The organism is Streptomyces sp. NPDC027672 (assembly GCF_055566335.1).
Genome location: NZ_JBVHSO010000002.1, coordinates 390,821 through 413,752, shown reverse-complemented (window position 1 = coordinate 413,752; position 22,932 = coordinate 390,821). Strand labels below are relative to the sequence as shown.

The 22,932-nt window shown below is 75.2% G+C and carries 26 protein-coding genes; 10 read left to right on the top strand and 16 right to left on the bottom strand.

Annotated elements, in window-relative coordinates; all coding sequences use genetic code 11:
* Positions 1–4 precede the first annotated feature (4 nt).
* A complete protein-coding gene (locus tag ACZ4SV_RS06210; RefSeq protein ID WP_365873338.1) occupies positions 5–649 on the bottom strand; it encodes a peptide deformylase in 645 nt (214 codons plus the stop codon).
* Positions 650–778: 129 nt separating this feature from the next.
* On the opposite strand from ACZ4SV_RS06210, the gene ACZ4SV_RS06205 reads away from it, so the two are divergent.
* Complete coding sequence (locus tag ACZ4SV_RS06205; protein WP_365873340.1) at positions 779–1,177, top strand: BlaI/MecI/CopY family transcriptional regulator; 399 nt, start codon at positions 779–781, stop codon at positions 1,175–1,177.
* A gap of 6 nt (positions 1,178–1,183) precedes the next feature.
* Positions 1,184–2,113, top strand: coding sequence for a M48 family metalloprotease (locus tag ACZ4SV_RS06200; protein ID WP_468001825.1), 930 nt, complete (start codon positions 1,184–1,186; stop codon positions 2,111–2,113).
* A 4-nt stretch (positions 2,114–2,117) separates the two neighbouring features.
* Here ACZ4SV_RS06200 and ACZ4SV_RS06195 read toward each other — a convergent pair whose 3' ends face one another.
* The 3 genes from ACZ4SV_RS06195 to ACZ4SV_RS06185 all read right to left on the bottom strand — a co-directional run bounded on the left by ACZ4SV_RS06195 (position 2,118) and on the right by ACZ4SV_RS06185 (position 4,013).
* Positions 2,118–2,477, bottom strand: a complete 360-nt coding sequence (locus ACZ4SV_RS06195; RefSeq protein ID WP_365873344.1) for a tetratricopeptide repeat protein — start codon at positions 2,475–2,477, stop codon at positions 2,118–2,120.
* A 136-nt stretch (positions 2,478–2,613) separates the two neighbouring features.
* A complete protein-coding gene (locus ACZ4SV_RS06190; protein ID WP_468001823.1) occupies positions 2,614–3,456 on the bottom strand; it encodes a cytochrome c oxidase assembly protein in 843 nt (280 codons plus the stop codon).
* Positions 3,456–4,013, bottom strand: a complete 558-nt coding sequence (locus ACZ4SV_RS06185; protein WP_468001821.1) for a DUF2243 domain-containing protein — start codon at positions 4,011–4,013, stop codon at positions 3,456–3,458. Before ACZ4SV_RS06185 ends, ACZ4SV_RS06190 begins: the two co-directional genes overlap by 1 nt.
* Positions 4,014–4,674: 661 nt before the next feature.
* Here ACZ4SV_RS06185 and ACZ4SV_RS06180 point away from each other — a divergent pair.
* Positions 4,675–5,376: a chaplin gene (locus tag ACZ4SV_RS06180; protein WP_365873350.1), complete on the top strand. Its 702-nt coding sequence runs from the start codon at positions 4,675–4,677 to the stop codon at positions 5,374–5,376.
* A 642-nt stretch (positions 5,377–6,018) separates the two neighbouring features.
* On the opposite strand, the gene ACZ4SV_RS06175 is transcribed toward ACZ4SV_RS06180, so the two are convergent.
* Entirely contained in the window at positions 6,019–7,374 is a 1,356-nt protein-coding gene (locus tag ACZ4SV_RS06175; RefSeq protein ID WP_468001818.1) for a hypothetical protein, read from the bottom strand.
* A gap of 114 nt (positions 7,375–7,488) precedes the next feature.
* Between ACZ4SV_RS06175 and ACZ4SV_RS06170 the strand changes: the two genes are divergently transcribed.
* Both ACZ4SV_RS06170 and ACZ4SV_RS06165 read left to right on the top strand, forming a co-directional pair.
* Positions 7,489–8,724: a molybdopterin-dependent oxidoreductase gene (locus ACZ4SV_RS06170; RefSeq protein ID WP_468001816.1), complete on the top strand. Its 1,236-nt coding sequence runs from the start codon at positions 7,489–7,491 to the stop codon at positions 8,722–8,724.
* Positions 8,721–9,182, top strand: a complete 462-nt coding sequence (locus ACZ4SV_RS06165) for a hypothetical protein (protein WP_468001814.1) — start codon at positions 8,721–8,723, stop codon at positions 9,180–9,182. Before ACZ4SV_RS06170 ends, ACZ4SV_RS06165 begins: the two co-directional genes overlap by 4 nt.
* Here ACZ4SV_RS06165 and ACZ4SV_RS06160 read toward each other — a convergent pair.
* The 3 genes from ACZ4SV_RS06160 to ACZ4SV_RS06150 are packed head-to-tail and all read right to left on the bottom strand — an operon-like array spanning position 9,071 to position 11,153.
* The gene (locus ACZ4SV_RS06160; protein ID WP_468001812.1) at positions 9,071–9,823 is read right to left on the bottom strand and encodes a class I SAM-dependent methyltransferase; all 753 of its coding nucleotides are present in this window, start codon (positions 9,821–9,823) and stop codon (positions 9,071–9,073) included. The two genes, ACZ4SV_RS06165 and ACZ4SV_RS06160, sit on opposite strands and share 112 nt — an antisense overlap.
* Complete coding sequence (locus ACZ4SV_RS06155) at positions 9,820–10,443, bottom strand: TIGR04282 family arsenosugar biosynthesis glycosyltransferase (RefSeq protein WP_468001810.1); 624 nt, start codon at positions 10,441–10,443, stop codon at positions 9,820–9,822. Before ACZ4SV_RS06155 ends, ACZ4SV_RS06160 begins: the two co-directional genes overlap by 4 nt.
* Positions 10,440–11,153 carry a glycosyltransferase family 2 protein gene (locus ACZ4SV_RS06150; RefSeq protein ID WP_468001808.1) on the bottom strand — a complete coding sequence of 238 codons (714 nt, stop codon included), beginning with the start codon at positions 11,151–11,153 and terminating at the stop codon, positions 10,440–10,442. The genes ACZ4SV_RS06155 and ACZ4SV_RS06150 overlap by 4 nt, the downstream gene beginning before the upstream one ends.
* Positions 11,154–11,268: 115 nt before the next feature.
* Here ACZ4SV_RS06150 and ACZ4SV_RS06145 point away from each other — a divergent pair, with 115 nt between their 5' ends.
* Positions 11,269–12,051: a response regulator gene (locus tag ACZ4SV_RS06145; protein ID WP_468001806.1), complete on the top strand. Its 783-nt coding sequence runs from the start codon at positions 11,269–11,271 to the stop codon at positions 12,049–12,051.
* Position 12,052: 1 nt separating this feature from the next.
* Complete coding sequence (locus tag ACZ4SV_RS06140) at positions 12,053–13,162, top strand: sensor histidine kinase (RefSeq protein WP_397945534.1); 1,110 nt, start codon at positions 12,053–12,055, stop codon at positions 13,160–13,162.
* 73 nt (positions 13,163–13,235) lie between these two features.
* On the opposite strand, the gene ACZ4SV_RS06135 is transcribed toward ACZ4SV_RS06140, so the two are convergent.
* Positions 13,236–14,225, bottom strand: coding sequence for an NAD-dependent epimerase/dehydratase family protein (locus ACZ4SV_RS06135; RefSeq protein WP_468001803.1), 990 nt, complete (start codon positions 14,223–14,225; stop codon positions 13,236–13,238).
* Between the two features lie 96 nt (positions 14,226–14,321).
* Positions 14,322–15,539, bottom strand: coding sequence for a cytochrome P450 (locus ACZ4SV_RS06130; protein WP_468001801.1), 1,218 nt, complete (start codon positions 15,537–15,539; stop codon positions 14,322–14,324).
* 391 nt (positions 15,540–15,930) lie between these two features.
* On the opposite strand from ACZ4SV_RS06130, the gene ACZ4SV_RS06125 reads away from it, so the two are divergent.
* The 3 genes from ACZ4SV_RS06125 (at position 15,931) to gap (ending at position 18,368) form a co-directional block, all read left to right on the top strand.
* Positions 15,931–16,614, top strand: coding sequence for a helix-turn-helix transcriptional regulator (locus tag ACZ4SV_RS06125; RefSeq protein ID WP_397935073.1), 684 nt, complete (start codon positions 15,931–15,933; stop codon positions 16,612–16,614).
* 31 nt (positions 16,615–16,645) lie between these two features.
* A complete protein-coding gene (locus tag ACZ4SV_RS06120; RefSeq protein ID WP_468001799.1) occupies positions 16,646–17,167 on the top strand; it encodes a DUF3291 domain-containing protein in 522 nt (173 codons plus the stop codon).
* 202 nt (positions 17,168–17,369) lie between these two features.
* Entirely contained in the window at positions 17,370–18,368 is a 999-nt protein-coding gene (gene gap, locus ACZ4SV_RS06115; RefSeq protein ID WP_397945529.1) for a type I glyceraldehyde-3-phosphate dehydrogenase, read from the top strand.
* A 52-nt stretch (positions 18,369–18,420) separates the two neighbouring features.
* Here gap and ACZ4SV_RS06110 read toward each other — a convergent pair whose 3' ends face one another.
* From ACZ4SV_RS06110 to ACZ4SV_RS06085, 6 genes are all read right to left on the bottom strand, one after another.
* A complete protein-coding gene (locus ACZ4SV_RS06110) occupies positions 18,421–19,212 on the bottom strand; it encodes an alpha/beta fold hydrolase (protein ID WP_468001796.1) in 792 nt (263 codons plus the stop codon).
* Positions 19,213–19,254: 42 nt separating this feature from the next.
* The gene (locus tag ACZ4SV_RS06105) at positions 19,255–20,427 is read right to left on the bottom strand and encodes an MFS transporter (protein ID WP_365880246.1); all 1,173 of its coding nucleotides are present in this window, start codon (positions 20,425–20,427) and stop codon (positions 19,255–19,257) included.
* Between the two features lie 174 nt (positions 20,428–20,601).
* Positions 20,602–21,423, bottom strand: coding sequence for a class I SAM-dependent methyltransferase (locus ACZ4SV_RS06100; protein WP_468001794.1), 822 nt, complete (start codon positions 21,421–21,423; stop codon positions 20,602–20,604).
* 23 nt (positions 21,424–21,446) lie between these two features.
* The gene (locus ACZ4SV_RS06095; protein WP_397935069.1) at positions 21,447–21,692 is read right to left on the bottom strand and encodes a phosphopantetheine-binding protein; all 246 of its coding nucleotides are present in this window, start codon (positions 21,690–21,692) and stop codon (positions 21,447–21,449) included.
* Positions 21,693–21,717: 25 nt separating this feature from the next.
* Positions 21,718–22,119, bottom strand: coding sequence for a holo-ACP synthase (locus ACZ4SV_RS06090; protein ID WP_397935068.1), 402 nt, complete (start codon positions 22,117–22,119; stop codon positions 21,718–21,720).
* On the bottom strand, positions 22,100–22,927 hold the full coding sequence (locus ACZ4SV_RS06085) for an aminoacyl--tRNA ligase-related protein (RefSeq protein ID WP_468001791.1): 828 nt from the start codon (positions 22,925–22,927) through the stop codon (positions 22,100–22,102). The genes ACZ4SV_RS06090 and ACZ4SV_RS06085 overlap by 20 nt, the downstream gene beginning before the upstream one ends.
* Between the last annotated feature and the right edge of the window lie 5 nt (positions 22,928–22,932).

The following is a 22,932-nucleotide window of genomic DNA, read 5'->3' as shown; positions in this document are numbered from 1 at the left end:
GGCGCTACGGCAGCGGGAAGCCCAGGGCCTCGGCCGCCGCGTGGGGCGTCGGCTGGGCCCACAGGGCCGCCACCGCCTCGCCGGTCGACAGCGAGCGCGGCTCCGCACGGTCCAGGTACAGCGTGCCGTCGAGGTGGTCCGTCTCGTGCTGGACGATCCGGGCCGGCCAGCCGGTCACCACCTCGTCCAGGGCGCGGCCCCGCTCGTCCTCGCCGCGCAGCCGGACCTCGGCGTGGCGCGCCACCACCGCCTGCCAGCCCGGCACGCTCAGACAGCCCTCGAAGAACGCGGCGCGGGCGGGGCCGGCCGGCTCGTACACCGGGTTCACGAGCACCCGGAACGGCTGCGGTACCCGGCCCCGGGCGGCGGCGACCTCCTCGGGCACCGTCGCCGGGTCCTCCATGACCGCGATCCTCAGCCCCACCCCGACCTGGGGCGCGGCGAGGCCCACCCCGGGAGCCGCGTGCATGGTGACGCGCAGCGCCTCCACGAACCGGGCCAGCAGGGCCGGACCGAGCTGACCGTCGTACGGCGCGGCGGCGCGGCGCAGCACGGGCCGGCCGGCCGCGACGATGGGCAAGGGGCCGCCGGCGGCGAGGAGTTCCTCGACCCGCTCGGCGAGCGGTGTGTCGTCACGCTCAGATGCCATCGCGTCAGCATGCCATGCCCGCCCGGCCGCCCGGCCCCGCACCGGCGCGGGCACGGCGGTGTCGGTGGCGTGAAGTAGCGTGGGACGGTGGGTGAACCAGCAGGCGGCAGACGGGGGAGGGAACCGGGGATGACGCGGGACGACGGCCGGGCCCGGCGGCGCGGGCAGGGCGAACTGGAGGGCCAGGTGCTCGGCGCGCTGCGCGAGGCGGACGGTCCGGTGACCGCCGCCTGGGTGCGCCAGCACCTCGGCGGCGACCTCGCCTACACCACCGTCGTCACCATCCTGACCCGGCTGCTCGCCAAGGACGTCGTCACCCGCGAGCGGGACGGCCGGTCCTTCCGGTGGACGCCGACGGCCGACGTGGCCCGGCTGGCCGCGCTGCGCATGCGCCGCCTGCTGGACGGCGAACGGGACCGCGAGGCGGTGCTGGCCAGCTTCGTCACCGCCCTGCCGCCCGGCGACGAACAGGTGCTGCGGGCCCTGCTCGACATCCCGGCCCCGGACGCCGGCGGCACGGAGGACTGAGCGCCGATGGGGGTCTTCGTCTTCCTGCCGCTGGTGCTGCCGCTGTCCGCGTGGCCGGTCGCCCGGCTCGCCGCCACCCGGCTGCACCCGCGCACCGCCACCCGGCTGCTGACCGCGGTCGCCGTCGTCATGGCCGTGTGCAGCACGCTGTGCCTGGCCCTGCTCATGGTGGTCGGCACGGCGCAACTGCCCGGCAACCCGCTGCCGGACGGCTGGTCCGACCCGCAGGTGCGGGCCGCCGTCCCGCACGACGAGGTGGCCGGCCGGGCCGCGATACCGGCGCTCGCCGCGGTCGCCGCCGCCTGTGCCCGGACCCTGGGACGGCACTGCCGGGTCACCCGCCGCGCCCGCCGCGCCCTGGCCGGGGTGCCGGGGTCCACGGTGGCGGTCCTGCCCGACAGCGCGCCGTACGCGTACGCGCTGCCCGGCGACCGGGGCCGGATCGTGGTCAGCACGGCGCTGCTGGCCGCACTCGCCCCGGCCGAGCGGCGCGCCCTGTTCGCGCACGAGCGGGCCCACCTGGCCGCCCGGCACCACCGCCACCTGCTCGCCGCCCATCTCGCCGCCCGCGCCAACCCGTTCCTGCGCCCGCTGCGCACGGCCGTGGTCTACACGGCCGAGCGATGGGCCGACGAGGAGGCGGCCCGCGCGGTCGGCGACCGGCGCACGGTCGCCCGTGCCATCGGCAAGGCGGCCCTGCTGGCGCCGGGCACGCCCGCGCCGACCCTGGCCGCGCTGGCCGCGCCCGGTCCCGTGCCGCGCCGGGTCGCCGCGCTGCTGGCGCCCGCCCCGGCGGCCCGCACCTGGCCGTCGGCGTTCACCGCCGCCGGCCTGGCGGTCTGGGGCGCCGCGGCCGGGGCGCTGGCCTCCGCGATGTCGTCGGCGAACTCGGCCGTCACGCTGGTCCTGATCCTGCGCGCGGCCACCCCGCTGTGACGCCTCACTCCTCGGGGAAGTCGCCCGCGAGGGCCGAGGCGATCCGCAGGTGCCGCTCCGCCTCCTCGTGCCGGGCCTGCCGCTGGAGCGTGCGGCCCAGCATGAGCCGGGCGTAGTGCTCCACCGGGTCCCGCTCCACGATGGTGCGCAGTTCGGCCTCCGCGCGGCGCAACTGGGCCGAGTGGTAGTAGGAGCGGGCCAGCAGCAGCCGGGGCCCGGTCTGCTCCGGCACCTCCTCGACCAGCCCGGACAGCACCCGGGCCGCGCCCGCGTAGTCCTTCGCCTCGAAGAACAGTTGCGCGCGCTCCCAGCGTTCGGCGGCGCTGCCGTGGGCGTAGTACGTGCTCTCCGGTCGCGTCTGCATCGGAGTCTCCCCTCGCGTCCCCGCTGTGATCTCGTTCGGCTGCCACAACCGGGGGAGATTGTTGAATATTCCACGTCTTAGGGTTGACCTCTTGGGGGCCGGGCACCGCACTGTCTCCCCGTGCCGCTCGCTCCGGTCACGCGGCCCCGCCGCTCAGCGTGCGGGCCCGGCCGCGCGCCGGCCGTCCCGCCGGGTGCCGGACGGGCCGCCAGGTGGCGACCAGCGCCGCCGCCAGGAGGAGTTCGGCGATGTCACCGCCGTAGTACATGAGTGTGGCGCCGCCCTGGATCTGGGCGACGGGAGCGTCGACGGCCACCCCGAACCCGCCGTACATCAACTGCGCCGCGACGGCGTGCACGGCGATGGCGCAGCCGAGGAACACCAGCCGGGCCCGGACGCCGGGCCGGGACGGAGCGGGGTCGGGACCGGCGACGGCGTGCGCGAACAGGCAGCCCGACAGCAGGAAGTGCGCGTGCAGCAGCCAGTGCCCGGCCGGATGGGCGAGGACGCTCTCGTACAGCGGCGTGAAGTACAGGACCGGCAGGCTGCCCGCGGACAGCACCAGGGCCACGGCCGGGTGCGCGAGCAGCCGGGCCGGAGCGCTGTGCAGCACCGCCGTGAGACGGCGCGCGCGGGGCGCGGAAAGGGTGCGCAGCAGCAGGGTGACGGGCGCGCCGAGCACCAGGGCGAGCGGGGCGTACATCCCGATGAGCAGGTGCTGCGCCATGTGACCGCGGAAGTCGCGGTGCGCGAAGGACGCGACGGGCGGCAGCAGTGCCACCGCCAGCAGGGCCAGGCCGGTGCCGAAGGCGGCGGTCCGCCAGGGGCTCCAGCCCCGCACCGGATTGCGGCGCCGCGCCCGCCACGCCGGCAGCAGATAGCCTGCCGCGCACACCAGCAGCGCGAGGAGGGGCAGGACGACGCCCGGCGTGCCGCCCGCGTCCGGGTGGCCGGTGTGCGAGGTGTGGTCGTGGCCCATCAGGCGGCGACCCCGTCCCGTCCCGGGCCGGCCACCGGGTCGAAGGACCGGCCGCCGCGCGCCAGCAGCCAGCCGACGGCCACCAGCAGCGCGCCCAGGACCAGGAAGGCGATGTCCCACCACAGCTGGTGCGGCCCGCCGCGGACGTGGTGGATGCCCAGGATCTGATGGTCGAGCAGGCCCTCCACGAGGTTGAACAGGCCCCACCCGGCCAGCACCCACCCCCACAGCACCCGGGACGCCCACACCCGCCGCCGGCCGGTGGTCACCCGGGCGTACAGCACGGCGAGGCCGGTCAGGACGGCGAGCCAGCACACGGTGTGGAAGACGCCGTCCCACACGGTGTTCATCCGCAGCCCGGAGACGGTGCCGGGGTCGTAGTACTTCACGCCGATGCGGTCGTGGTCGGTGCTGGTGAGCATGTGGTGCCACTGGAGGAGCTGGTGGAGCAGGATGCCGTCCACGAATCCGCCGAGCCCCACGCCCAGCAGGATGCCGGGCAGGCGCAGACTGGCGGGCGCGGTGCCGGTGCCGGTGTCTCGCACGGTGGTTGCCATCGCTCCTCGTCTCGGTCGGTCCCGGACCGGTCGGTCGCGGGGGCGGTCGGTGCCGGATCGGCCGTTGCCGGGCCGGTGGGTACCGGGGCGGCCGGTGCCGGGGCGGTCGGTGCGGGGCCGGCCGGTCCGGGCGCCGGTTCCGGGGTGCCGGTTCCGGCGGAGGTGCCCTGACGACAGCTACCAGCTTCCTGGCCCCGCCGCTGCCCCACGCTCGGCCATCCGCGCCGCCGGGGACGGCGGGCGGGTCCGGCGGCGGGAGTACCCCGCCCGGGGACCCGCACGCACGGCCGCCGCGCGCCCGTTCGTACGGCGTGCGCCCGCACGTCCGGCCGCCCCGGGCCCGCGCGTCCGGCCACCCGTGCCCACACCTCCGGGCGCCCCGCGCCTCGCACCTCCGGCGATCCCGCGCCCGCGCGCCCGCGAGTCCGGGCACCTGGCGCCCGCGCGTCCGGGCACCTTGCGCCCTCCGCAGGAGCCCCGTGGCTCTCCGCAGGCGCCCCCGTGACCTGGGCCGCGCCGCCCGCCGGAGCCGTGCCCCGGCGGGCGGATCCGCAACTAGTACGGGGCGAAAGATTGATAAGCCATAACTTGCATGCTTTCCCCAGCGTTTCACCGGGTGCGGGCGAGTGCCCGCGACCGTATCTGGAAGGACAGGGAACCGATGAAACGGGTTACCCGAAACAGTGTGATCGCCTTCGCCGCCGCCTCCGGAGCGATGGCAGTGGCCGGGCCGGTGTACGCCGACTCCGCCGCCAACGGTTCCGTGGGCGGTTCGCCCGGGCTGATCTCCGGCAACGGCATCCAGCTGCCGGTGCACGTTCCGGTGAACGCGTGCGGGAACACCGTGGACGTGGTGGGGCTGCTCAACCCGGCCATGGGCAACCGCTGCGCCAACCTGGGCGGCCACGAGGTCAAGGCGGGGGCGGCGAACTCGGGCGGCGCCACGGCCCACGGCGCCGTGAAGGGCTCGCCGGGCGTGGTCTCCGGCAACGGCGTCCAGCTTCCGGTCGACGTGCCCGCGAACGTCAGCGGCAACAGCGTCGACGTGGTCGGCATCCTCAATCCCGCCTTCGGCAACACGTCCGTGAACGCCTCGCGTCCGCACGAGCCCGGCCGGGTCACACCGCCCGCGCACGAGCCGTCCGCGCCGCCGGTGCACCACCAGCCGCCGCGCCACCCGTCCACGACCCGCCCGGCGCCGAAGCCGACGCCCACCGTGGTCCGGCCGCGCACGCCCGGCACCCTCGCGCACACGGGAGCGGAGGGCGCCTGGACGGCGGCCGCCGCCGGCCTGACGTCGGTGCTGGGCGGTGCCGTGCTGTACCGGCGCTTCCGCACCCGCACGGCCACCCTGGGGAACTGACCCCACCCGCCCCCCGGCCCCCGACCGGGGCCCGGGGGGCGGCTTCTTCCCGGACCCGCGACCGAGACGGCCACTTCTCACCCCGGCAAGACGGCCGCGCCGGCACCCGGCCCCTACCCGGAGCCCGGAGCCCGGAGCCCGGCATCGGGGCCGGCCCCTTCCCGGAACCCGGAACCTGGGCGGCCTCCTCCCGGGACCCGGGGCCGGGGGCCTTTTCCGGCACCCTGGGGCGGCCTTTCTCCGAGCCGGAACCCCTCGCCCGGAACCCGCCGGACGGACGCCCGTTCCCGGAACCAGGCATCGGGGCGGCCCTTTTTCGGACCCCGGCACCTGGGCGGCCTCTTCCCGGGGCCGGGGGCCTTTTCCGGCGCCCTGGGGCGGCCTCTGCCCGCACCGGAACCCCGCGCCCGGAACCCGTCGGACGCCCCTTCCCGGAACCCGGCATCGGGGCGTCCCCTTCCCGCGGCCCCGACACCCGGGCAGCCGCTCCCCGGACCCCGGCACCCGGGCGGCCCTTCCCGGCCCGGCACCCGGACGCCCCCTCCCGGAGCCCGGCATCGGGGCGCCCCCTTCCCGGCCCGGCACCCGGGCGGCCCCTGCCCGGGCCCCGAGGCCGGGGGGCCCTGCGCCCGTAAGGCGGTCTCACCACCCGGTGAACAGCAGGCTGTTCAGCAGCAGGGCGAGGACCGTCTGGGTGGTGAGCCAGGCCCGGGGGCGGGGGAGGAACGCGCATGCCGGGAGCAGCCACATCGCGAAGGGCAGCCAGATGCGTTCCGTCTCCGCCTTGCTCATCCCGGACAGATCCGCGGCCAGCAGCGCGAGCAGGGCCGCCGCCAGGAGGAGGGCGAGCCGGTCGTCGGCCGGCCCGGCCGTGCGGCGGACGGCCGCCGCGCCGGCCCGGCGCAGCCCCGCCACGGTCGCCACGCCGGTGATCAGCACGGTGCAGGCCAGATTGGCCCACACCCAGTAGCCGTACGGGCGGATGCCGCCGACGCCCTGGTAGTAGCGCGTCACCAGCAGCCGGTACCCCTCCCACCAGTCGAACCCGGCGAGCGCGCACGCCGCCGGGACGACCGCCGCCCCGGCCAGGAACAGCACCGGCAGCAGCACCGGCCGCTCGCGGACCCGCCGCCGGCCCAGCACCGCCACCGCCGCCCCGATCAGCGTGAAGAGCGTCAGGCCGTAGGACAGGAAGCAGGTCAGGCCGTACAGCAGACCGCTGCCCGCCGCCCAGGCCGCGGACCGCCCGGTGACCGCGAGGGCCAGCAGCGCCACGGACCAGGCGGCCACCGCCGCGAAGTAGCCGTCGGCCGACGCGCCCACCCACACCGCGGCCGGGGCCGTCACCAGGAACGGCGCCGCCCGCCGGGCCGGTGCCTCGCCGGCCAGCGCGCGCACCGCCACCAGCACTGCCACACCGGCGCTCGCGCCGACGGTGATACACCAGGTGCCGGCCCAGCCGCCGCCGTGCAGCCCGGCCCGGTCCAGCAGGACGAAGGTGAGGGTGGCCGCCGGCGGATGCCCGGCGACGTGCGCGGGCCAGGGGGCGGGGCCACCGCTCACGATGTGGTGGGTGAAGTCGCGCAGCGCGGCCGGGATGTCGTGGAAGCGGCCGAGGACCGTCAGATACTCGCTGCGGGTGGTGAGCCGTCCGGCCACGCCCCGCCGCCAGCCGTCCACCAGCGCCAGCGACCACGTCCAGGCCAGGGCCGTGCCCCAGGCCGCCCACAGCAGCCCCCGCCACGGCAGCCGGCCGGCCACGGCCGGCCCCGCGGCCACCACGGCGGCCGCCACCAGGACGGCGGCCGGCGTGCCCGGGCCCAGGTGCGGGTCCCACTCGGCGAACAGCGGCGGCCAGTGGACGAACAGGGTGCGGCGGGTGTCCTGGAGGTGCCGGCCGACGAGCACGGCGACGAGGACGAGCGCGGCGGCGGCAGCGGCGGCGCACAGATCGGCGCGCCGGCCGGCGTACCGGTCACGGTGGGGAGCCTGGGTCACACCGGAACGCTAGGGCCGCGACCGGGTGACGACCGGGACCGGCGGTGCGACGTCAGCGTTTCGTCATGGGTGGCGGACCCGGTAGGGACCGTACCCGGGCCTACCGTCACTCTCATGCGAGACGACCGCCCCCGGCTCCCCGGCTCTCCCGGCTTCTGGCGCAGCCCGCTGCGCGGCCCGTGGTTCACCTCGGTCCTCGGCGTGGTGCTGCTCGCCGGTGTCACCGTGCTGTTCGTGACCGGCCTGGTGTCGTACGCCGCCTACAGCCCGGACCTGTCCCCGGTGAACGACCAGACACCGGACAAGGGCCTCCTCGGGTTCTACCTCTTCACCTGGCCCACCGGCCCGGCCTGGCTGTACCGGCTCACCCAGGGCGTCCACGTCACGCTCGGCATCACCCTGGTCCCGGTGCTGCTGGCCAAGCTGTGGTCGGTGGTGCCGCGACTGTTCGCCCTGCCGCCGGCCCGGTCCGTCACGCACGCGCTGGAGCGGATCTCCCTGCTGCTGCTCGTCGGCGGCGGGCTGTTCGAGTTCACGACCGGGGTGCTCAACATCCAGTTGCAGTACGTCTTCCCGGGCTCCTTCTACCCGCTGCACTTCTACGGCGCGTGGGTGTTCTTCGCCGCGTTCGCGGTGCACGCCGCGCTGAAGGCGCCGACGGCGCTGCGGGCGCTGCGGCGGCGCCCGGGCCTGGCGGACGACCTGGTCGCCCCGCGCCCCGACCCGCCCACCGTCACCCGGCGCGGCGCGCTGGGACTGGTCGGCGGCGGCTCGCTGCTGCTGTTCGTGACCACGGCCGGGCAGAGCCTGGGCGGGCCCCTGCGCCGTACGGCCCTGCTCGCGCCGCACGGCGGAGCCGATCCCGGCGGCGGCCCGAACGGGTTCCAGATCAACAAGACCGCCGGATACGCCGGGATCGCGCCGGCCGACACGCACGAGGACGCCTGGCGGCTCGTCGTCACCGGGCGCACCGGGACGGTCCGTCTCAGCCGCGCCGAGCTGCTGCGGCTGCCGCAGCACAGCGCGGCGCTGCCCATCGCCTGCGTCGAGGGCTGGTCGACGGCGGACCAGTGGTGGCGCGGGGTGCGGCTGCGCGACCTGGCGGCGCTCGTCGGCCACGGCGGTGACCCGCCCGACGTGTTCGTGGAGTCGCTCCAGCGGCACGGCGCCTTCCGCCGCGCCGCCCTGCGGTCCGGCCAGGCGGCCGACCCCCGCTCCCTGCTCGCCCTGTACGTCAACGGTGAGGAACTGTCCCCCGACCACGGCTACCCGGCGCGGATCATCGTGCCCGCCGCGCCCGGTGTGCTCAACACCAAGTGGGTGGCCCGACTGACCTTCGAGGACCTGTGAACCGCCCGCGCCCGCCCCTCGGCAGCCCCCTCCACCTCCTCCTGCTGGTCTGCTCGTTCGCGCTCGCCGGCTATGCCGGGGTCCGGCTGTTCGCGGACGACTGGCGGGGTGTGGCGCTGTGGCTGGCGGGGGCGGCGGTGCTGCACGACCTGGTGCTGCTGCCGCTGTACACGCTGGCGGACCGCGCGGTCGTCCGCGGGCTGGACGCGGCCGGGCGCCGGAACCGGACGATGTACGTCCGGGTGCCCGCGGCCCTGTCCGGGCTGCTGCTGCTCGTGTGGTTCCCGCTGGTCAGCGGGCTGGCCGGGCGGCGCTACCGGTCCGCCACCGGGCTGTCGCCGGCCGGCTACCCGGCCCGCTGGCTGCTGATCACCGCGGTGCTGTTCGGCGGCTCGGCCCTGCTGCTGGCGCTGCGGGTGCGCAGCGCGGCGAAGCGGCGTCCGCCGGCCGCCCACTGATCCGCGGTCCGCCAGCCCGAGCGGGCCGCGTACCGCGACAGGGCCGGCGTGCCGAGCCGCGCCCAGGGGAAGACCGCGCCCGTCTCCTCGCCCGTCCCGCGTGCGGTGCCCGTGACGACCCGCACCTCGGACCGCTCGTCGACGTCCACCGCGGCCGTCTCGGCGATCAGCAGCCCGCCGGGACGCAGCAGCCGGGCGACCCGGTCCAGCAGCGCGCGCGGGTCGCCGCCGATGCCGATGTTGCCGTCCATCAGCAGGACCGTGCCCCAGCGGCCCTCGCCGGGCAGCGGCTCGAACACCGAGCGGCGCAGGGCCCGATTCGACCCGGGCGCCCGGCTGCGGAGCCGGCGCACCGTGTGGTCGACGGCGGCCGCGCTGATGTCGATCCCGAGGACGGTACGGCCCCGGGCGGCGAGTTCCGCCACCAGCCGGCCCGGTCCGCAGCCGACGTCGAGCACCGCGCCCTCGCACCGGTCCAGCACCGCCAGGTCGACCGGGTCCGCCCGCGCGCACCACCGCTCGACCTCCAGCGGCAGCAGCCAGCCGTCGCCGCGGCGCAGGAACAGCGGGCCGCGCCCGCTGCGCAGCGCGGCGGCATAGGGGTCGGCTCCCGCCCAGGCGACGGCCCGCGGCGTGCTCATCGCCCGGCTCCGGTGCGCGGCGGACAGGCGGCCAGCCGGGCGGCGAACCGGCCGCGCGGGGCCAGGGCGGCGACCGCCGCCGCGTCGGCGGCGGTGTCCACGTCCCGCAGCCGGGGCAGATCGCGCACCCGCAGCCCGGCGGCCACCAGCCGCCGCCGCTGCACGGCGCCGGTCCGCCGCGTCGACATCGGCACGCCGCGCAGCAGGACCGGATCCGGTGCGGCCAGGCCCAGCGCCCAGAACCCGCCGTCGTCCGCCGGTCCGAAACACGCGTCGCAGTCCGCGAAGTCCGCCGTGAGCAGGTCCGGGGTCACCTGCGGGGTGTCCATGCCGATCAGCAGGGCGGGCCCGGCGCACCGGGCGAACGCGTCGGCCAGCCGCGCGTCCAGGCCGCCCGCGCACTGCGGTACGACGTCGAAGCCGGGCGGCAGCCAGGGGCCGGGGGAGCCGTCCAGCACCAGCACGCGCCGGGTGGCAGGCGCGGCCGCCACGGCGTCCAGGGTGTCGGCCAGGGCGGCCTCGGCGAGGTCCGCCGCCTCGGCGGGAGTGAACGGCGGGGTGAGCCGCGTCTTGACCCGGCCGGGCACCGGCTCCTTGGCGATCACGAGCAGCGTGGTCACCGTACGGTCCTCCCGTCGGCCGGGGATTCCGCCAGGACCCGGCTCATGTCCCGCACCGCCTGCCAGGTGCCGCGCCAGGTGCCGGTCACCTTGGAGGCGCCGGTGCGCGGCCGGTACGGCACGTCGTGCTCCGTGATCCGCCAGCCGGCGTCGGCCGCGCGCACCACCATCTGGAGCGGATAGCCGCTGCGCCGGTCGCCGAGGTCCAGCGCGAGCAGCGGCTCCCGGCGGGCGGCGCGCAGCGGGCCGAGGTCGTGCAGCCGCAGCCCGGTGCGGCGGCGCAGCAGCCGGGTCAGCGCGGCGTTGCCGGCCCGGGCGCGCACCGGCCAGGCGCCTCGGCGTACCGGCCGCCGGCGGCCGAGGACCAGGTCGGCGTCGCCGTCGCGGACCTCCCGCACGAAGGGCACGAGCAGCGCCGGGTCCAGGGAGGCGTCGCAGTCACAGAAGCAGACGACGTCGGCGGTGGCGGCGGCCAGACCGGCGTGGCAGGCGGCACCGAAGCCGCGCCGCGGCTCGTGGACTACGGTCGCGCCGAGGGCGCGGGCGAGGCCGGCCGAGCCGTCGGTGGAGCCGTTGTCCACCACGAGGGCCCGCCAGCCCGCCGGGATCCGGTCGAGCACCCAGGGCAGGGCCCCGGCCTCGTCCAGACAGGGCAGCACCACGTCCACGTCCGCCGGTGGTGAGGATGTCGAGGAGGTCACGCCGTTCACCCTACGAATGGGAAGCGGACATACCGGACTTCCCCATCTTACGAAACGCGGACACCGGGCCCCGGGGCCGGCTCCGGGCGGGACGCCCGCGACGGCCCGGTGCGAGGCTGGAGGCATGCAGCAGCAGCCAGCCGTCCCGGCCGGGGGCGCGGCCCCGGCCGGGACCGCGCCCGACCCGGCCCCCGCCGGACCGCCCGCCCCCGCGGCCGCCCGGATCCTGGTCGTCGACGACGACGCGACCGTCGCCGAGATCGTCGCCGGCTACCTGGGCCGCGCCGGGTACGACGTCGACCGGGCCGGCGACGGCCCCGCCGCGCTCGCCCGCGCCACCGCGAACTGGCCGGACCTGGTGGTGCTCGACCTGATGCTGCCCGGCATGGACGGCCTGGAGGTCTGCCGGCGGCTGCGCGCCCGGGCGCCCGTCCCCGTCGTGATGCTCACCGCCCGCGGCGACGAGGACGACCGCGTCCTCGGCCTGGAGGTCGGCGCCGACGACTACGTGACCAAGCCGTTCAGCCCGCGCGAACTCGTCCTGCGGGTGCGGTCGGTGCTCCGCCGGACGCTCCCCGCCGCCGACCCGCGCCCGCTGGCCGCGGCCGGGCTCACCGTCGACCCGGCCGCCCGCCGCGCCACCCGGAACGGCACCGAACTCGCCCTCACCCTGCGCGAGTTCGACCTCCTCGCCTTCTTCCTGCGGCACCCGGGACGGGCCTGGAGCCGGGAGGACCTGATGCGCGAGGTGTGGGGCTGGGACTTCGGCGACCTGTCCACCGTCACCGTCCACGTCCGCCGGCTGCGCGGCAAGGTCGAGGACGACCCGGCCCGGCCCCGCCTGGTGCAGACCGTGTGGGGCGTCGGCTACCGCTTCGACCCGGCCGGCCGGGAGGAGACGGGCTGACATGCGCGACACCCTGCTCATCGCCCTCTACGCCTTCGCCGGAGCCGCCGCCACGGGCCTGGCGGGAGCCGCCGCGCTGCGGCTGCTGCGGCGCCGCTCGCTCACCGTGTCCCTCGCCGTGGTCGCGGCCGTCGGCGTCGGCGGCGTCCTCGCCGGCACCCTCGCCGTCGCCTGGGCCATGTTCCTGTCCCCGCACGACCTGACCGTGGTCACGACGGTCGTCGCGATGGCGGCCGCGGTCTCCCTGGCGACGGCGCTCGTGCTCGGCCGCTGGGTCGTCGCCCGCAGCCGCGAACTCGCCCTCGCCGCACGCTCCTTCGGCGAGGCGGGCGACTTCGCCGCGCCCGCGGCCCCGGCCACCGCCGAACTGGCCGAGGTGAGCCGGGAGCTGGCCGCCACCAGCGCGAAACTGGCCCGGTCCCGGGAACGGGAACGCACGCTGGAGTCCTCACGCCGGGAACTCGTCGCCTGGATCTCGCACGACCTGCGCACCCCGCTCGCCGGGCTGCGCGCCATGTCGGAGGCGCTGGAGGACGGGGTCGCGGACGACCCCGCCCGCTATCTGCGGCAGATCCGCACCGAGGTGGAACGCCTCAACGCCATGGTCGGCGACCTCTTCGAACTCTCCCGCATCCAGGCCGGCGCCCTGCCGCTGAGCCCGTCCCGCGTCTCCCTGTACGACCTCGTCGGCGACGCCCTCGCGGGGGCCGGCCCGCTCGCCCGCGCGCACGGCGTCCGGCTGGTCGGCGACCGGGTGGCGCCGGTGCCGGTCGAGGTCGACGCCAAGGAGATGAGCCGCGTGCTGGGCAATCTGCTGGTCAACGCGATCCGCCGGACGCCCGCCGACGGCACGGTCGCCATCGCCGCCGAACGCTCGCCCGACGGGATCGTCCTCTCCGTCACCGACGGCTGCGGGGGCATCCCCGAGGAGGATCTGCCGCGCGTCTTCGACACCGGCTGGCGCGGCACCCACGCCCGCACCCCGCCGGCCGGCGCGGGACTCGGGCTCGCCATCGTGCGCGGGATCGTCGAGGCGCACCAGGGCCGGACCGCCGTACACAACATCCCCGGCGGCTGCCGCTTCGAGGTCGTCCTGCCCACGACCCCCTGACCGGCGGCTTCCTGGTCACCTGCCTGTCCCGGCCTCCCGGCCGCCGCGGGCTCCCACCACCCCCCGCCTGCGCTCACTCGGGCACCGCGAACTCCCGCATGCCTTGAGCGAATTCCACCTCCGGACGCCAGCCCAGCTCGGCCCGCAGCCGCGCGGAGTCGGCCGTGATGTGCCGTACGTCGCCGAGCCGGTACTCGCCCGTGACCACCGGCGCGGGCCCGCCGTGGGCGTCGGCCAGCGCGCGGGCCAGGTCCCCGACCGTGCGCGGCTCGCCGCTGCCGGTGTTGTAGACCGTGAGCCGGCCCGGCGCGGCCGGTGCCGTCAGTGCCGCGACATTGGCCCGGGCCACGTCCCGCACGTGCACGAAGTCCCGGCGCTGCCGCCCGTCCTCGAACACCCGGGGCGCCTCGCCCCGGGCGAGCGCGGAGCGGAAGAAGGAGGCGACGCCGGCGTACGGCGTGTCCCGGGGCATCCGGGGCCCGTACACGTTGTGGTAGCGCAGCGACACGGCGGACCCGCCGGCCGACTGGGCCCAGGTGGCGGCCAGGTGTTCCTGCGCCAGTTTGGTCGTGGCGTACACATTGCGCGGATCGGCCGGCGTGTCCTCGCCGACCAGCCCGGGCACGAGCGCGCCGCCGCACCGCGGGCACCCGGGGTCGAACCGTCCCGCGTCCAGATCGGCGACCGCCCGCGGTCCCGGCCGTACCACCCCGTGGTGCGGGCACGCGTACCGGCCCTCGCCGTACACGACCATCGAACCGGCCAGCACGAGGTGCCGTACGCCCGCCTCGGCCATGGCGGTGAGCAGGACGGCGGTCCCCAGGACGTTGTGCGAGACGTACTCCGCCGCGTCCCCGAATCCCGTGCCGAGCCCGACCAGCGCGGCCTGGTGGCAGACGGCGTCCACGCCGGACACGGCCCGCGCGACCGCGACGGGATCGCGCACGTCCGCGTCCGGAGCGGCGCGCGTGTCGAACACCGCCGGCTCGTGCCCGTGCGCCGTGAGCGCCTCGACGACATGGGACCCGATGAACCCGGCACCGCCGGTGACCAGTACGCGCATCACACCACGCTAGGCCCGCCCCGGCACCGGGCCGCCCGGCCGCGCCCGCACGTCACGACTCCGTAAGACCGTGCGCCGCCCGGGACCCGGACGGCCTCACCAGGTGACCGGCAGCCGCAGCGGGAAACGGCGGATGGTGCCGGTGTCCCACGCGATGTCATCGGCCGGGACGGCCAGCCGCAGGCCGGGGAAACGGGTCAGCAGACCGGTGACCGCGCTCTCCAGTTCCGCGCGGGCGAGCGGCGCGGCGAGGCAGTGGTGTCCGCCCCAGCCGAACGTCATGTGCGGACGCACCGGCCGTTCCAGGTCGAGGGTGTGCGGGTCGGGGAAGACGGCCGGATCGCGGTTGGCCGCCAGGTAGGACACGTGCACGTAGTCGCCGGCGCTGATGCGGACGCCCTCGATCTCCGCGTCCTCCAGCGCGATCCGGGGGATGCCCACGCCCTTGCGGAACGGGATGAACCGCAGCAGCTCCTCCAGCGCGCCCGGGAACCGGCCGGGGTCGCGGACGAGCGCGGTCCGCTCCTGTTCGGGGCGGGTCAGCAGCAGGTACGCGATGTTGCTGATCTGGCAGGTCGCGGTGTCGTTGCCGCTGAGGATGAGCGTCACCGCCAGGACCGCCAGCTCGTCGTCGCTCAGCGGTTCCTCGCCCTCCGGCACCGGAGCCGTGGCCAGCGCGCTGAGCAGGTCCTCGCCGGGTGCCTTCCGGCGCTGCGGCACCAGCCCGGCGAAGTACGCCCGCAGGGACGCCTTGGCCTCGGCCGCGTCCTGCCGGGCGTCCGGGGAGGTGGCGAGCAGCCGCATGGTGCGGTCCCGCAGCTCCGCGCGGTCGGCCTCGGGCACGGCGAGCAGCTCGCAGATCGTCAGGTGGGGCAGCGGCACCGACAGATGGGTCACCAGGTCCGCGGGCGGCCCCGCCTCGGCCATCTTGGTGAGCAGCCCGTCCACCACCCGGTCCACCGCCGGCCGCATGGCCGCCACCCGGTCCCGGGTGAACGCCTGGGCCGCCACATGCCGCAGCCGGGTGGCGTGCGGCGGGTCCGTGACGTTGATCGACTCGGGTGACACGATCGGTTCGGGCGTCATCCTCGGGTAGTCGCGCCCGACGATCGCCGCGCGGCTGAACCGCGCGTCGATCGTCACCTGCCGCACCCCGGCGAAGCTGGTCACGAGCCACGCCTCCGCCTCGCCGTAGGGCAGCCGGATCCGGCTGACCGGGCCGCCCCGCGCCAGGGCGGCCAGCTCGGGATCGAACTCCAGCGCGTCAGCGAAGTCGAAGGGGCAGTCGAGCACTGCCGGGTCGTGGAAGGACATACAGCCTCCTTTGTGCGCCGCCGGGCGCGTGGGCCCCCGAAGGCGCCGGTGTGTCCCGTGCCGCCGACGGGGTCGGGGACGAGGCGGCCCCCGGAGCGCGCCCGGCCGCGCGGGTACTACGGCCGACCGGACCTGCGTCCGCAGAGGTCACGTTGTCCAATATGGGGGAGGTCGACGGGCTTCGCACCACAGGGGCGTCACCCACCGCCACCTCCGGACCGCACCGGGTGGCGTTCCGGCGCGGCCACGCCCGGACGGACCGGGACGCGCCGGCGGCCGTCGCTTCCTCGGCTCGGTCGGTGCTCTCCCCGTGCCTCCGGCTCCGGGATGTCGGTGCGGACGGCGCGGTACGCCTTCTATCTCCGACCGCGGTTGTTCCTAGAATGGCCGGGTGGACGACATCGACGCGATCGCGGCGCTCCAGGATCCGGTACGGCGGCGGCTGTACGAGTACGTGGTGGCGCAGGGCCGCGAGGTGGGCCGCAACGAGGCCGCCGAGGCGGCCGGCGTGGCCCGCACGCTCGCCGCGCACCACCTGGACAGACTGACCGAGGCCGGACTGCTGGAGAGCGGCAGCCGCCGCCTGACGGGCCGCACGGGGCCGGGGGCAGGCCGGCCCGCCAAGGTGTACACACGGGCGCGGGCCGAGCGGACGGTGTCGCTGCCGGCCCGGGACTACCGCACGGTCGCCGAACTGCTCGGCGAGGCCGCCGAGCAGGCCGGTCTGGACGCCGGTCTCTGCGCGGCGGCTCGCCGCCGCGGCGAGGCCCTGCGCGGCGCGGAGGGGCCCTGCGGCGACCTGGACGAGGCCGTGCGGACCCTGGCCGCCCGCGGCTACGAGCCGTACCGGGAGGACGGTCCCGAGGAGGCGGCCGGGACCGCCGGACCGGTGGTCCGCCTGCGCAACTGCCCCTTCCACGCCGTGGCCGAACGCTTCCCGCCGCTCGTCTGCGGCATGAACCTCGCGCTGCTGGAGGGACTGCTCGGCACGGACGGTCCGGTCCGCGCCCGTATGGAGGCCCGGCCGGGTGAATGCTGTGTGGTGGTCGAGGATTCTAAAAACAAGATTGATTGACATAGAAAACGGGGCATGCTGATATGGGGTCATGACCCCATCCACGCCTGCCTCCGCCCACCTCGCCCAGCTCAACGTCGCCACCCTCCGCCACCCTCTCGACGATCCGCGCATGGCGCCGTTCGTCGAGATGCTCGACCCGGTCAACGCCGCCGCCGACGGCACGCCCGGCTTCGTGTGGCGGCTCGTGGAGGAAGGGGCGCCCGACGCCACCGGTCTGCGCCCGGCCGGCGAGGACGTCATCGTCACCATGTCGGTGTGGGAGACCCGGGAGGCGCTGTGGGACTTCACCTACCGCAGCGGACACCTGGACCTGATGCGGCGCCGCCGCGCGTGGTTCCAGCGGCACGTCCAGGCGCACCTGGTGCTCTGGTGGATCCCGGCCGGCCATCTGCCCACCGTCGACGAGGGCTTGGCGCGGCTGGCGGAGCTGCGCGCCCACGGGCCGTCGCCGCGCGCGTTCACCTTCACCTCCTCCTACTCCGCCGCCGAGGCCGCCCCGTACCTCCGGGACGTACCGCCGGTCCCGGCCGCGGACGCGGCGGGGGTGTAGCGCGGGCGGACGGCGGCCCCGGTCAACTCCCTGGCTGTCGTGAGTAGTTCAGGATGTGACGGCCGGGGGCCGGGTCCTCGGGGCGGCAGGCTCTTGGTTAGCCTGTTCCCGGAGAGGAAAGACGGGGATCGTGCCCGTGCGGTGCGTGAGGAAACGGCGTGGCCGCACATCCCCGTGGACACTCGAAGGGACATCTGGAGACATGACTCGCATCGCCATCAACGGGTTCGGCCGCATCGGCCGCAACGTGCTGCGCGTCTTACTCGAACGCGACAGCTCGCTCGAAGTCGTCGGGGTCAACGACCTGACGGATCCCGCCAGTCTGGCCCGGCTGCTCAAGTTCGACTCGACGGCGGGCCGCCTCGGCCGCCCGGTGGAGGTCGACGGCGACACCCTCGTCGTGGACGGCCGCCGCATCAAGGTGCTGGCCGAACGCGAACCGGCGAACCTGCCGTGGCGCGAACTGGGCGCCGAGATCGTGCTGGAGTCGACCGGCCGGTTCACCGCCGCCAAGGCGGCCGGCGCCCACCTCGACGCCGGCGCGCGGAAGGTGCTCGTCAGCGCGCCCTCGGACGGCGCCGACGTCACGCTCGCGTACGGCGTCAACACCGACGCCTACGACCCGTCCGCGCACACCATCGTCTCGAACGCCTCCTGCACCACCAACGCGCTGGCACCGCTGGCCTCGGTCCTGGACGACCTGGCCGGCATCGAGCACGGCTTCATGACCACCGTGCACGCCTACACCCAGGAACAGAACCTCCAGGACGGCCCGCACCGCGACGCCCGGCGCGCCCGGGCCGCCGCCGTCAACATCGCCCCGACCACCACGGGCGCGGCCAAGGCGATCGGCCGCGTCCTGCCCGGCCTCGACGGCAAGCTGTCGGGCGACTCGATCCGCGTCCCCGTCCCGGTGGGCTCGATCGTCGAACTCAACACGCACGTCAGCCGGGACGTGACGCGCGGCGAGGTGCTGGAGGCCTACCGCACCGCGGCTCAGGGCCGGCTCGCCGGCATCCTCGAATACTCCGAGGACGAGCTGGTGTCCTCCGACATCACGGGCAATCCCGCCTCGTCCGTCTTCGATTCCGCGCTGACCCGCGTCGACGGCCGTTACGTCAAGGTCGTCGCCTGGTACGACAACGAGTGGGGCTTCTCCCACCGCGTGGTCGACACGCTGGAACTCCTCGCCGGGAGCTGACCGGTGAACGGGTGTCTCCGGGACGGCGCCGCCGCCCCGGAGACACCCGCTCTCACGCGAGGAACTCCGTGATGATCTTCAGGAGTTCGGCCGGCTTCTCGATCGCCGCCGCGTGCCCCGAATCGATCTCCACGTACTCGCTGCCCGGTATCGCGGCATGGAACTGCCGCGCGTAGCGCACCGGCACCAACTGGTCGTGCTTCATGCCGACCACGAGCGTAGGCGACGTGATCCGCCCCACGTAGTCGCTGATGTCCACCCGGCTCACCAGATCGACCAGCGCGACCATGCCCTCGGTCGGCATCAGCCCGGCCCGCAGCCGCAGGCGGTCGCCCGCGCTCATGGAGTCCAGGAACTCGTCCGAGAGCACATGCAGGAGCGTGTACTCGGCGAAGGCGTTCGCGTCCAGCTCGGCCAGCCGGCGCCAGGTCCGCGCGAGCAGACGCTGCCAGGGCTGGCGGTAGTTCACGAAACCGCCCAGCAGGACCTGGCGCCGTACGAGCTCCGGCTCCTTGGCGGCCGCCGCCGCGGCGACGACGGCGCCGGTGGAGATGCCGAAGAGGTCCACCGGGCCCTGCGCGGCGTCCTTCACCACGCCCAGCACCTGATCGGCCAGCAGATCGATGTCCACCTCACCCTCGGGCAGCGGTGTGAGGTCGCTGCCCGAGTACCCCGGCACGATCACGGTCCGGCGCGGTGTGAACTCGTCCAGCAGGGTCGCGAAGCTGGTCTCCGGGTGCCCGGTGCCGCCGTGGATGAGGACGATCTCCGGTCCCTGGCCGTCCTTGTAGTACCCCACGGGTATGCCGGCGACGTCGACGCTGTGCTTCTCCATGCTGACCATGCGTTTTCTGTCCCGTTCTGTCGAAGGTGGGCGCCGGGCGGGTCACTTCGCGGTGGCGGACAGGGAGCCGGCCTCGTCGGCGGCCTTCCGGCGGTCCGGCAACAGCCAGCTGAGCAGGGCCGCACAGGCCGCGAAGCCCGCGGCGACGGGCAGCACCAGCGCCGCGGAGTGGGTGAGGATGACCGCCCCGAGGGCGCTGGAGAGGAAGTTGCCGAGATACGCGGCGGAGGTGTTCAGGGAGGTCACCACCGACGCGCCGCCGGGCGGTGCGTAGGTGATGATCCGGTGCTGCTGCGGTCCGATGACCGAGTACGACACGACACCGCTGAGCGCCGTGGCGATCGCCACGAGCACGAAGGTCTCCCGGATCGGCAGCATGATCAGGAACACCGCGGTGACGCCCACGGTGGCGCCGATGACCACGCGCCGCGGGTCGTACCGGTCGGCCAGCGTGCCGGCCGTCAGGTTCCCGCCCGTGGCGGCGATGCCGAACACCAGCAGCAGCAGCGCGAGCCGGGCCTGCTCGCCGTCGATGGCCGGCGCGAAGACCGCGCTCATGTAGGTGAAGGGCAGGAAGATGCCGGTGAACGCCAGCAGGGTCACCACCAGGACGCGCAGGACCCGCCCGTCGGTCAGCGGCGCGATGCGCTGCCGCAGCGACGCGCCCTGGTCGAGCCGGACGGCCGGCAGCAGCGCGGCCACGACGGCCGCCACCACGGCGGCGACCGCGGCGACGAACCAGATCGCCGCCTGCCAGCCCCAGGCCCCGCCGATCAGGGTGCCCAGCGGCGCACCCAGCACAAGGGCCAGTGTCGCCCCGGCGGTCACCATGGCGATGGCCCGGCCCCGCCGTTCCTCACCGGCGAGATACGCGGCCGTGGCCACGGCGCTCGCCATGAACAGGGCCGCGCCGGCGCCGGCCAGCACGCGCGAGGCGAGGACCAGCCCGTACTGGTGCGCCGACGCCGTCACCGCGTTGCCCACGGCGAGCAGGGCGACTCCGGTCACGAGGACCCGACGCCGTGACCACTTGCCGGTGAACGCGGCGAGGACGGGTCCCAGGATCGCGTACGCGAGCGAGAACAGACTCACCAACTGTCCGGCAGCACCCGTGCTGACGTGCAATGTAGTGCGGATTTCGGGCAAGAGGCCGACGATGATGAAGCCGTCGGTCCCGACCACGAACGCGCCGAGGGCCAGAACCGCGGTCGGCACTCGCCAGTGAGAGGTGCCTGCGGACGTGTTGTTTTCCGCCACCGTGATGCGATCTCCAAACCGGTTTTCATAATTGCCGATATTTCAGTGAGGGCGCCCCTTCGCCGGGGCGCCGTGGCCGGGGCCGCCGCCCCGGCGCCCCGCCACGCGGCGGGCACCGGGCGGCAGTCGCCCTTACGCCGTCGAGACGGCGCTGATCAGCCAGTTCCGCGGTACGCCGCGGACTTCCCGGGGTGCGACGGCGTACGGCCAGCGTCCCGCGCCCGCACCCGGCTCTCCCGGCTGCTTCAGGTCCCGCACGGTCCAGCCGTGGCCGTCCAGGAACTCCTCCGGGTCGTCCGTGCCGAACTGCCACGGCGTGCCGTCCTCGCGCAGCGAGCGCAGGAACGGCTGGGTCATCGGGTGGCGCAGCAGGGTCGCGCTGGTCATGTCGACGATCAGCCAGCTCTCGGCCGGACAGGCGCCGGCCACCGTGTCGAGCAGCCGTCCGACCTGCTCCTCGGTGAGGAAGAAGACCAGTCCCTCGGCGACCCACAGGGTGCGCTGCGCGGGGTCGAACCCGGCCGACTTCAGCGCCTCCAGCCAGTCCCCGGCCAGGTCGGCCCGGACGGGCACCGTCGGCACCCTCGGCTCGGCCGCGAGCGACGCCAGCCGCGCCTGCTTCTCGTCGAGCAGCGCGCCGTGGTCGACCTCGTAGACGGTGGCGCCCTCGGGCCAGTCGAGCCGGTGGGTGCGTACGTCCATGCCGTTGGCCAGCAGCACGACCTGGCGTATCCCGGTCCGGCCGAGGACGCCGGTGAGCGCGTCGTCCATGTAGCGGGTGCGCACGGCGATGAAGTCGGACACGGCGGCGCCCTGGTAGCGGTCGAGCAGCTCGAACCCGCGGGGTTCGGCCAGGGGCCGGGCGTAGTCGTCACGGAACATTGCGTCCGTGCGCTCACTCTCCAGCGCGCGTGCGGCCGCGGTCCACTGGGCGGTGTAGGAGATGTCGTCCACGCGGATGTCTTCCTCTTCGTTCCTCAGGCGGACAGGAAACGCTTCTCGATGGTGGCCAGGGTGCGCACGTCGTTGATGTCCAGGGAGTCCATGTCGATCTCCGCCCCGCCGGTCTCCTCGATCAGGAACACGAACTCGACGAAGGAGAGCGAGTCGACGAGGCGGTTCTCTATCAGGTCCTCGTCGGGACCGATGTCGGTCCGGTCCTCGTGCCTGGCCAGGATCCAGTTCTTGATGACGTCGATCCCCGTTGCCTGCGGCTCGGTCACAGTGACACCTTTCTCGTGTGTGGCCTCATGTGTGGACGGCCGCCGCGACCGCCACGGCGTAGCCGCCGTCGTGGGCCAGGCTGACCGATATCTCGGGATGCATCCGGGCGGCCTCGGCCAGTTCCGCGGCCACCCCGTGCAGCCGCACGACCGGCCAGGTGCCGGCCCCGCTCTCCACCTGTATGGAGCGCCACGGCACCGGTCTGTCCCGTACGTGGAAGAGCTTGAAGACCGCTTCCTTGACCGCCAGGAGACCGGCGACGGAGCTGGGGTCCAGGCGGCCCTGCCGGGTGCAGGCGGCGATCTCCTCGGGCAGGAGCATGCGGCTGAGCACCGGCCGGCGGTCCGGCCGGACGAGTTCCTCGGCGCGGGAGAGCGGCACGATGTCCACCCCGACGCGCGGTGCGCTAGGCGGAGCCGGTCGCACGGAGTGCCTGCTCGACTCGGGTCAGGGCCTGCTCGGCGCCGCCGTGGCGGTCGATCAGGGCGCCCACCCACCGTTCCAGCCCGAACGCGACACAGCCGGTGAACGCCACCGCGTCGTCCTCCCCGACGGTGATCCGGCACCGCTCGCCGAAGAAGTTCCGGTGCGTGTTCACCGAGGCGATGGCGACACCGTCGACCTGGAACTCGTACTTCACCGGCTCCAGCCGCTGGAGCAGGGCGCGCGCGCCGCCCTGGAAGAACGGATCGGTCGCGGCCTGCACCTCGACGTCGAGCGACAGCCGGCCGAGGAACTCCTCGATCCGCTCCCGGTACCGGGCGATCACGCTCTGGGTGTGCTCGAACGACCCGATGGCGACGATCTCCCGCATCTGGAAGCTGAGCAGCCGGCGCAGGCCGTCGAAGTGGGTCTCCTTGCGGAAGCACCGGTTGACGAGTGTCACCAGGGTGTCCGCGGGCACCCGCGTGTCCTGGTAGAGCAGGTACGCGGCGAAGCAGGTCGCGGTGGACAGGCCGAGGTGCGGCTCCGCCACCTGCTCGGTGGTGAACCGGCCCTTGGCCGGCCCGGAGGTGGGCGTCCGGAGCCCGCCGGCGACCAGGGCCAGATGGGGGAAGTTGACGTAGAGGTCCAGGTTCGCCAGGTCGTCCACCGGATAGACCGGCGGCGCGGAGATCTCCCCGGCGCCCGCGTCGGTGCCCCAGTGTCTGAACGTGTCGTCCAGCAGCCGGAGCAACGCCGCTTCCGAGGGGCCGAGGATGGCGAGACCACCGGTGATCCGGCTGCTGCCCACGCGGG

What these genes read in the sequence shown, in the direction of transcription:
- ACZ4SV_RS06170 (WP_468001816.1), top strand. Translation starts at nt 7,489, where the DNA reads ATGCGAGACGACCGCCCCCGGCTCCCCGGCTCTCCCGGCTTCTGGCGC.
- ACZ4SV_RS06210 (WP_365873338.1), bottom strand. Translation starts at nt 649, where the DNA reads ATGGCATCTGAGCGTGACGACACACCGCTCGCCGAGCGGGTCGAGGAA.
- ACZ4SV_RS06110 (WP_468001796.1), bottom strand. Translation starts at nt 19,212, where the DNA reads ATGGTCAGCATGGAGAAGCACAGCGTCGACGTCGCCGGCATACCCGTG.
- ACZ4SV_RS06160 (WP_468001812.1), bottom strand. Translation starts at nt 9,823, where the DNA reads ATGAGCACGCCGCGGGCCGTCGCCTGGGCGGGAGCCGACCCCTATGCC.
- ACZ4SV_RS06185 (WP_468001821.1), bottom strand. Translation starts at nt 4,013, where the DNA reads ATGGCAACCACCGTGCGAGACACCGGCACCGGCACCGCGCCCGCCAGT.
- ACZ4SV_RS06145 (WP_468001806.1), top strand. Translation starts at nt 11,269, where the DNA reads ATGCAGCAGCAGCCAGCCGTCCCGGCCGGGGGCGCGGCCCCGGCCGGG.
- ACZ4SV_RS06200 (WP_468001825.1), top strand. Translation starts at nt 1,184, where the DNA reads ATGGGGGTCTTCGTCTTCCTGCCGCTGGTGCTGCCGCTGTCCGCGTGG.
- gap (WP_397945529.1), top strand. Translation starts at nt 17,370, where the DNA reads ATGACTCGCATCGCCATCAACGGGTTCGGCCGCATCGGCCGCAACGTG.
- ACZ4SV_RS06180 (WP_365873350.1), top strand. Translation starts at nt 4,675, where the DNA reads ATGAAACGGGTTACCCGAAACAGTGTGATCGCCTTCGCCGCCGCCTCC.
- ACZ4SV_RS06205 (WP_365873340.1), top strand. Translation starts at nt 779, where the DNA reads ATGACGCGGGACGACGGCCGGGCCCGGCGGCGCGGGCAGGGCGAACTG.
- ACZ4SV_RS06130 (WP_468001801.1), bottom strand. Translation starts at nt 15,539, where the DNA reads ATGTCCTTCCACGACCCGGCAGTGCTCGACTGCCCCTTCGACTTCGCT.
- ACZ4SV_RS06140 (WP_397945534.1), top strand. Translation starts at nt 12,053, where the DNA reads ATGCGCGACACCCTGCTCATCGCCCTCTACGCCTTCGCCGGAGCCGCC.
- ACZ4SV_RS06135 (WP_468001803.1), bottom strand. Translation starts at nt 14,225, where the DNA reads ATGCGCGTACTGGTCACCGGCGGTGCCGGGTTCATCGGGTCCCATGTC.
- ACZ4SV_RS06190 (WP_468001823.1), bottom strand. Translation starts at nt 3,456, where the DNA reads ATGGGCCACGACCACACCTCGCACACCGGCCACCCGGACGCGGGCGGC.
- ACZ4SV_RS06195 (WP_365873344.1), bottom strand. Translation starts at nt 2,477, where the DNA reads ATGCAGACGCGACCGGAGAGCACGTACTACGCCCACGGCAGCGCCGCC.
- ACZ4SV_RS06120 (WP_468001799.1), top strand. Translation starts at nt 16,646, where the DNA reads ATGACCCCATCCACGCCTGCCTCCGCCCACCTCGCCCAGCTCAACGTC.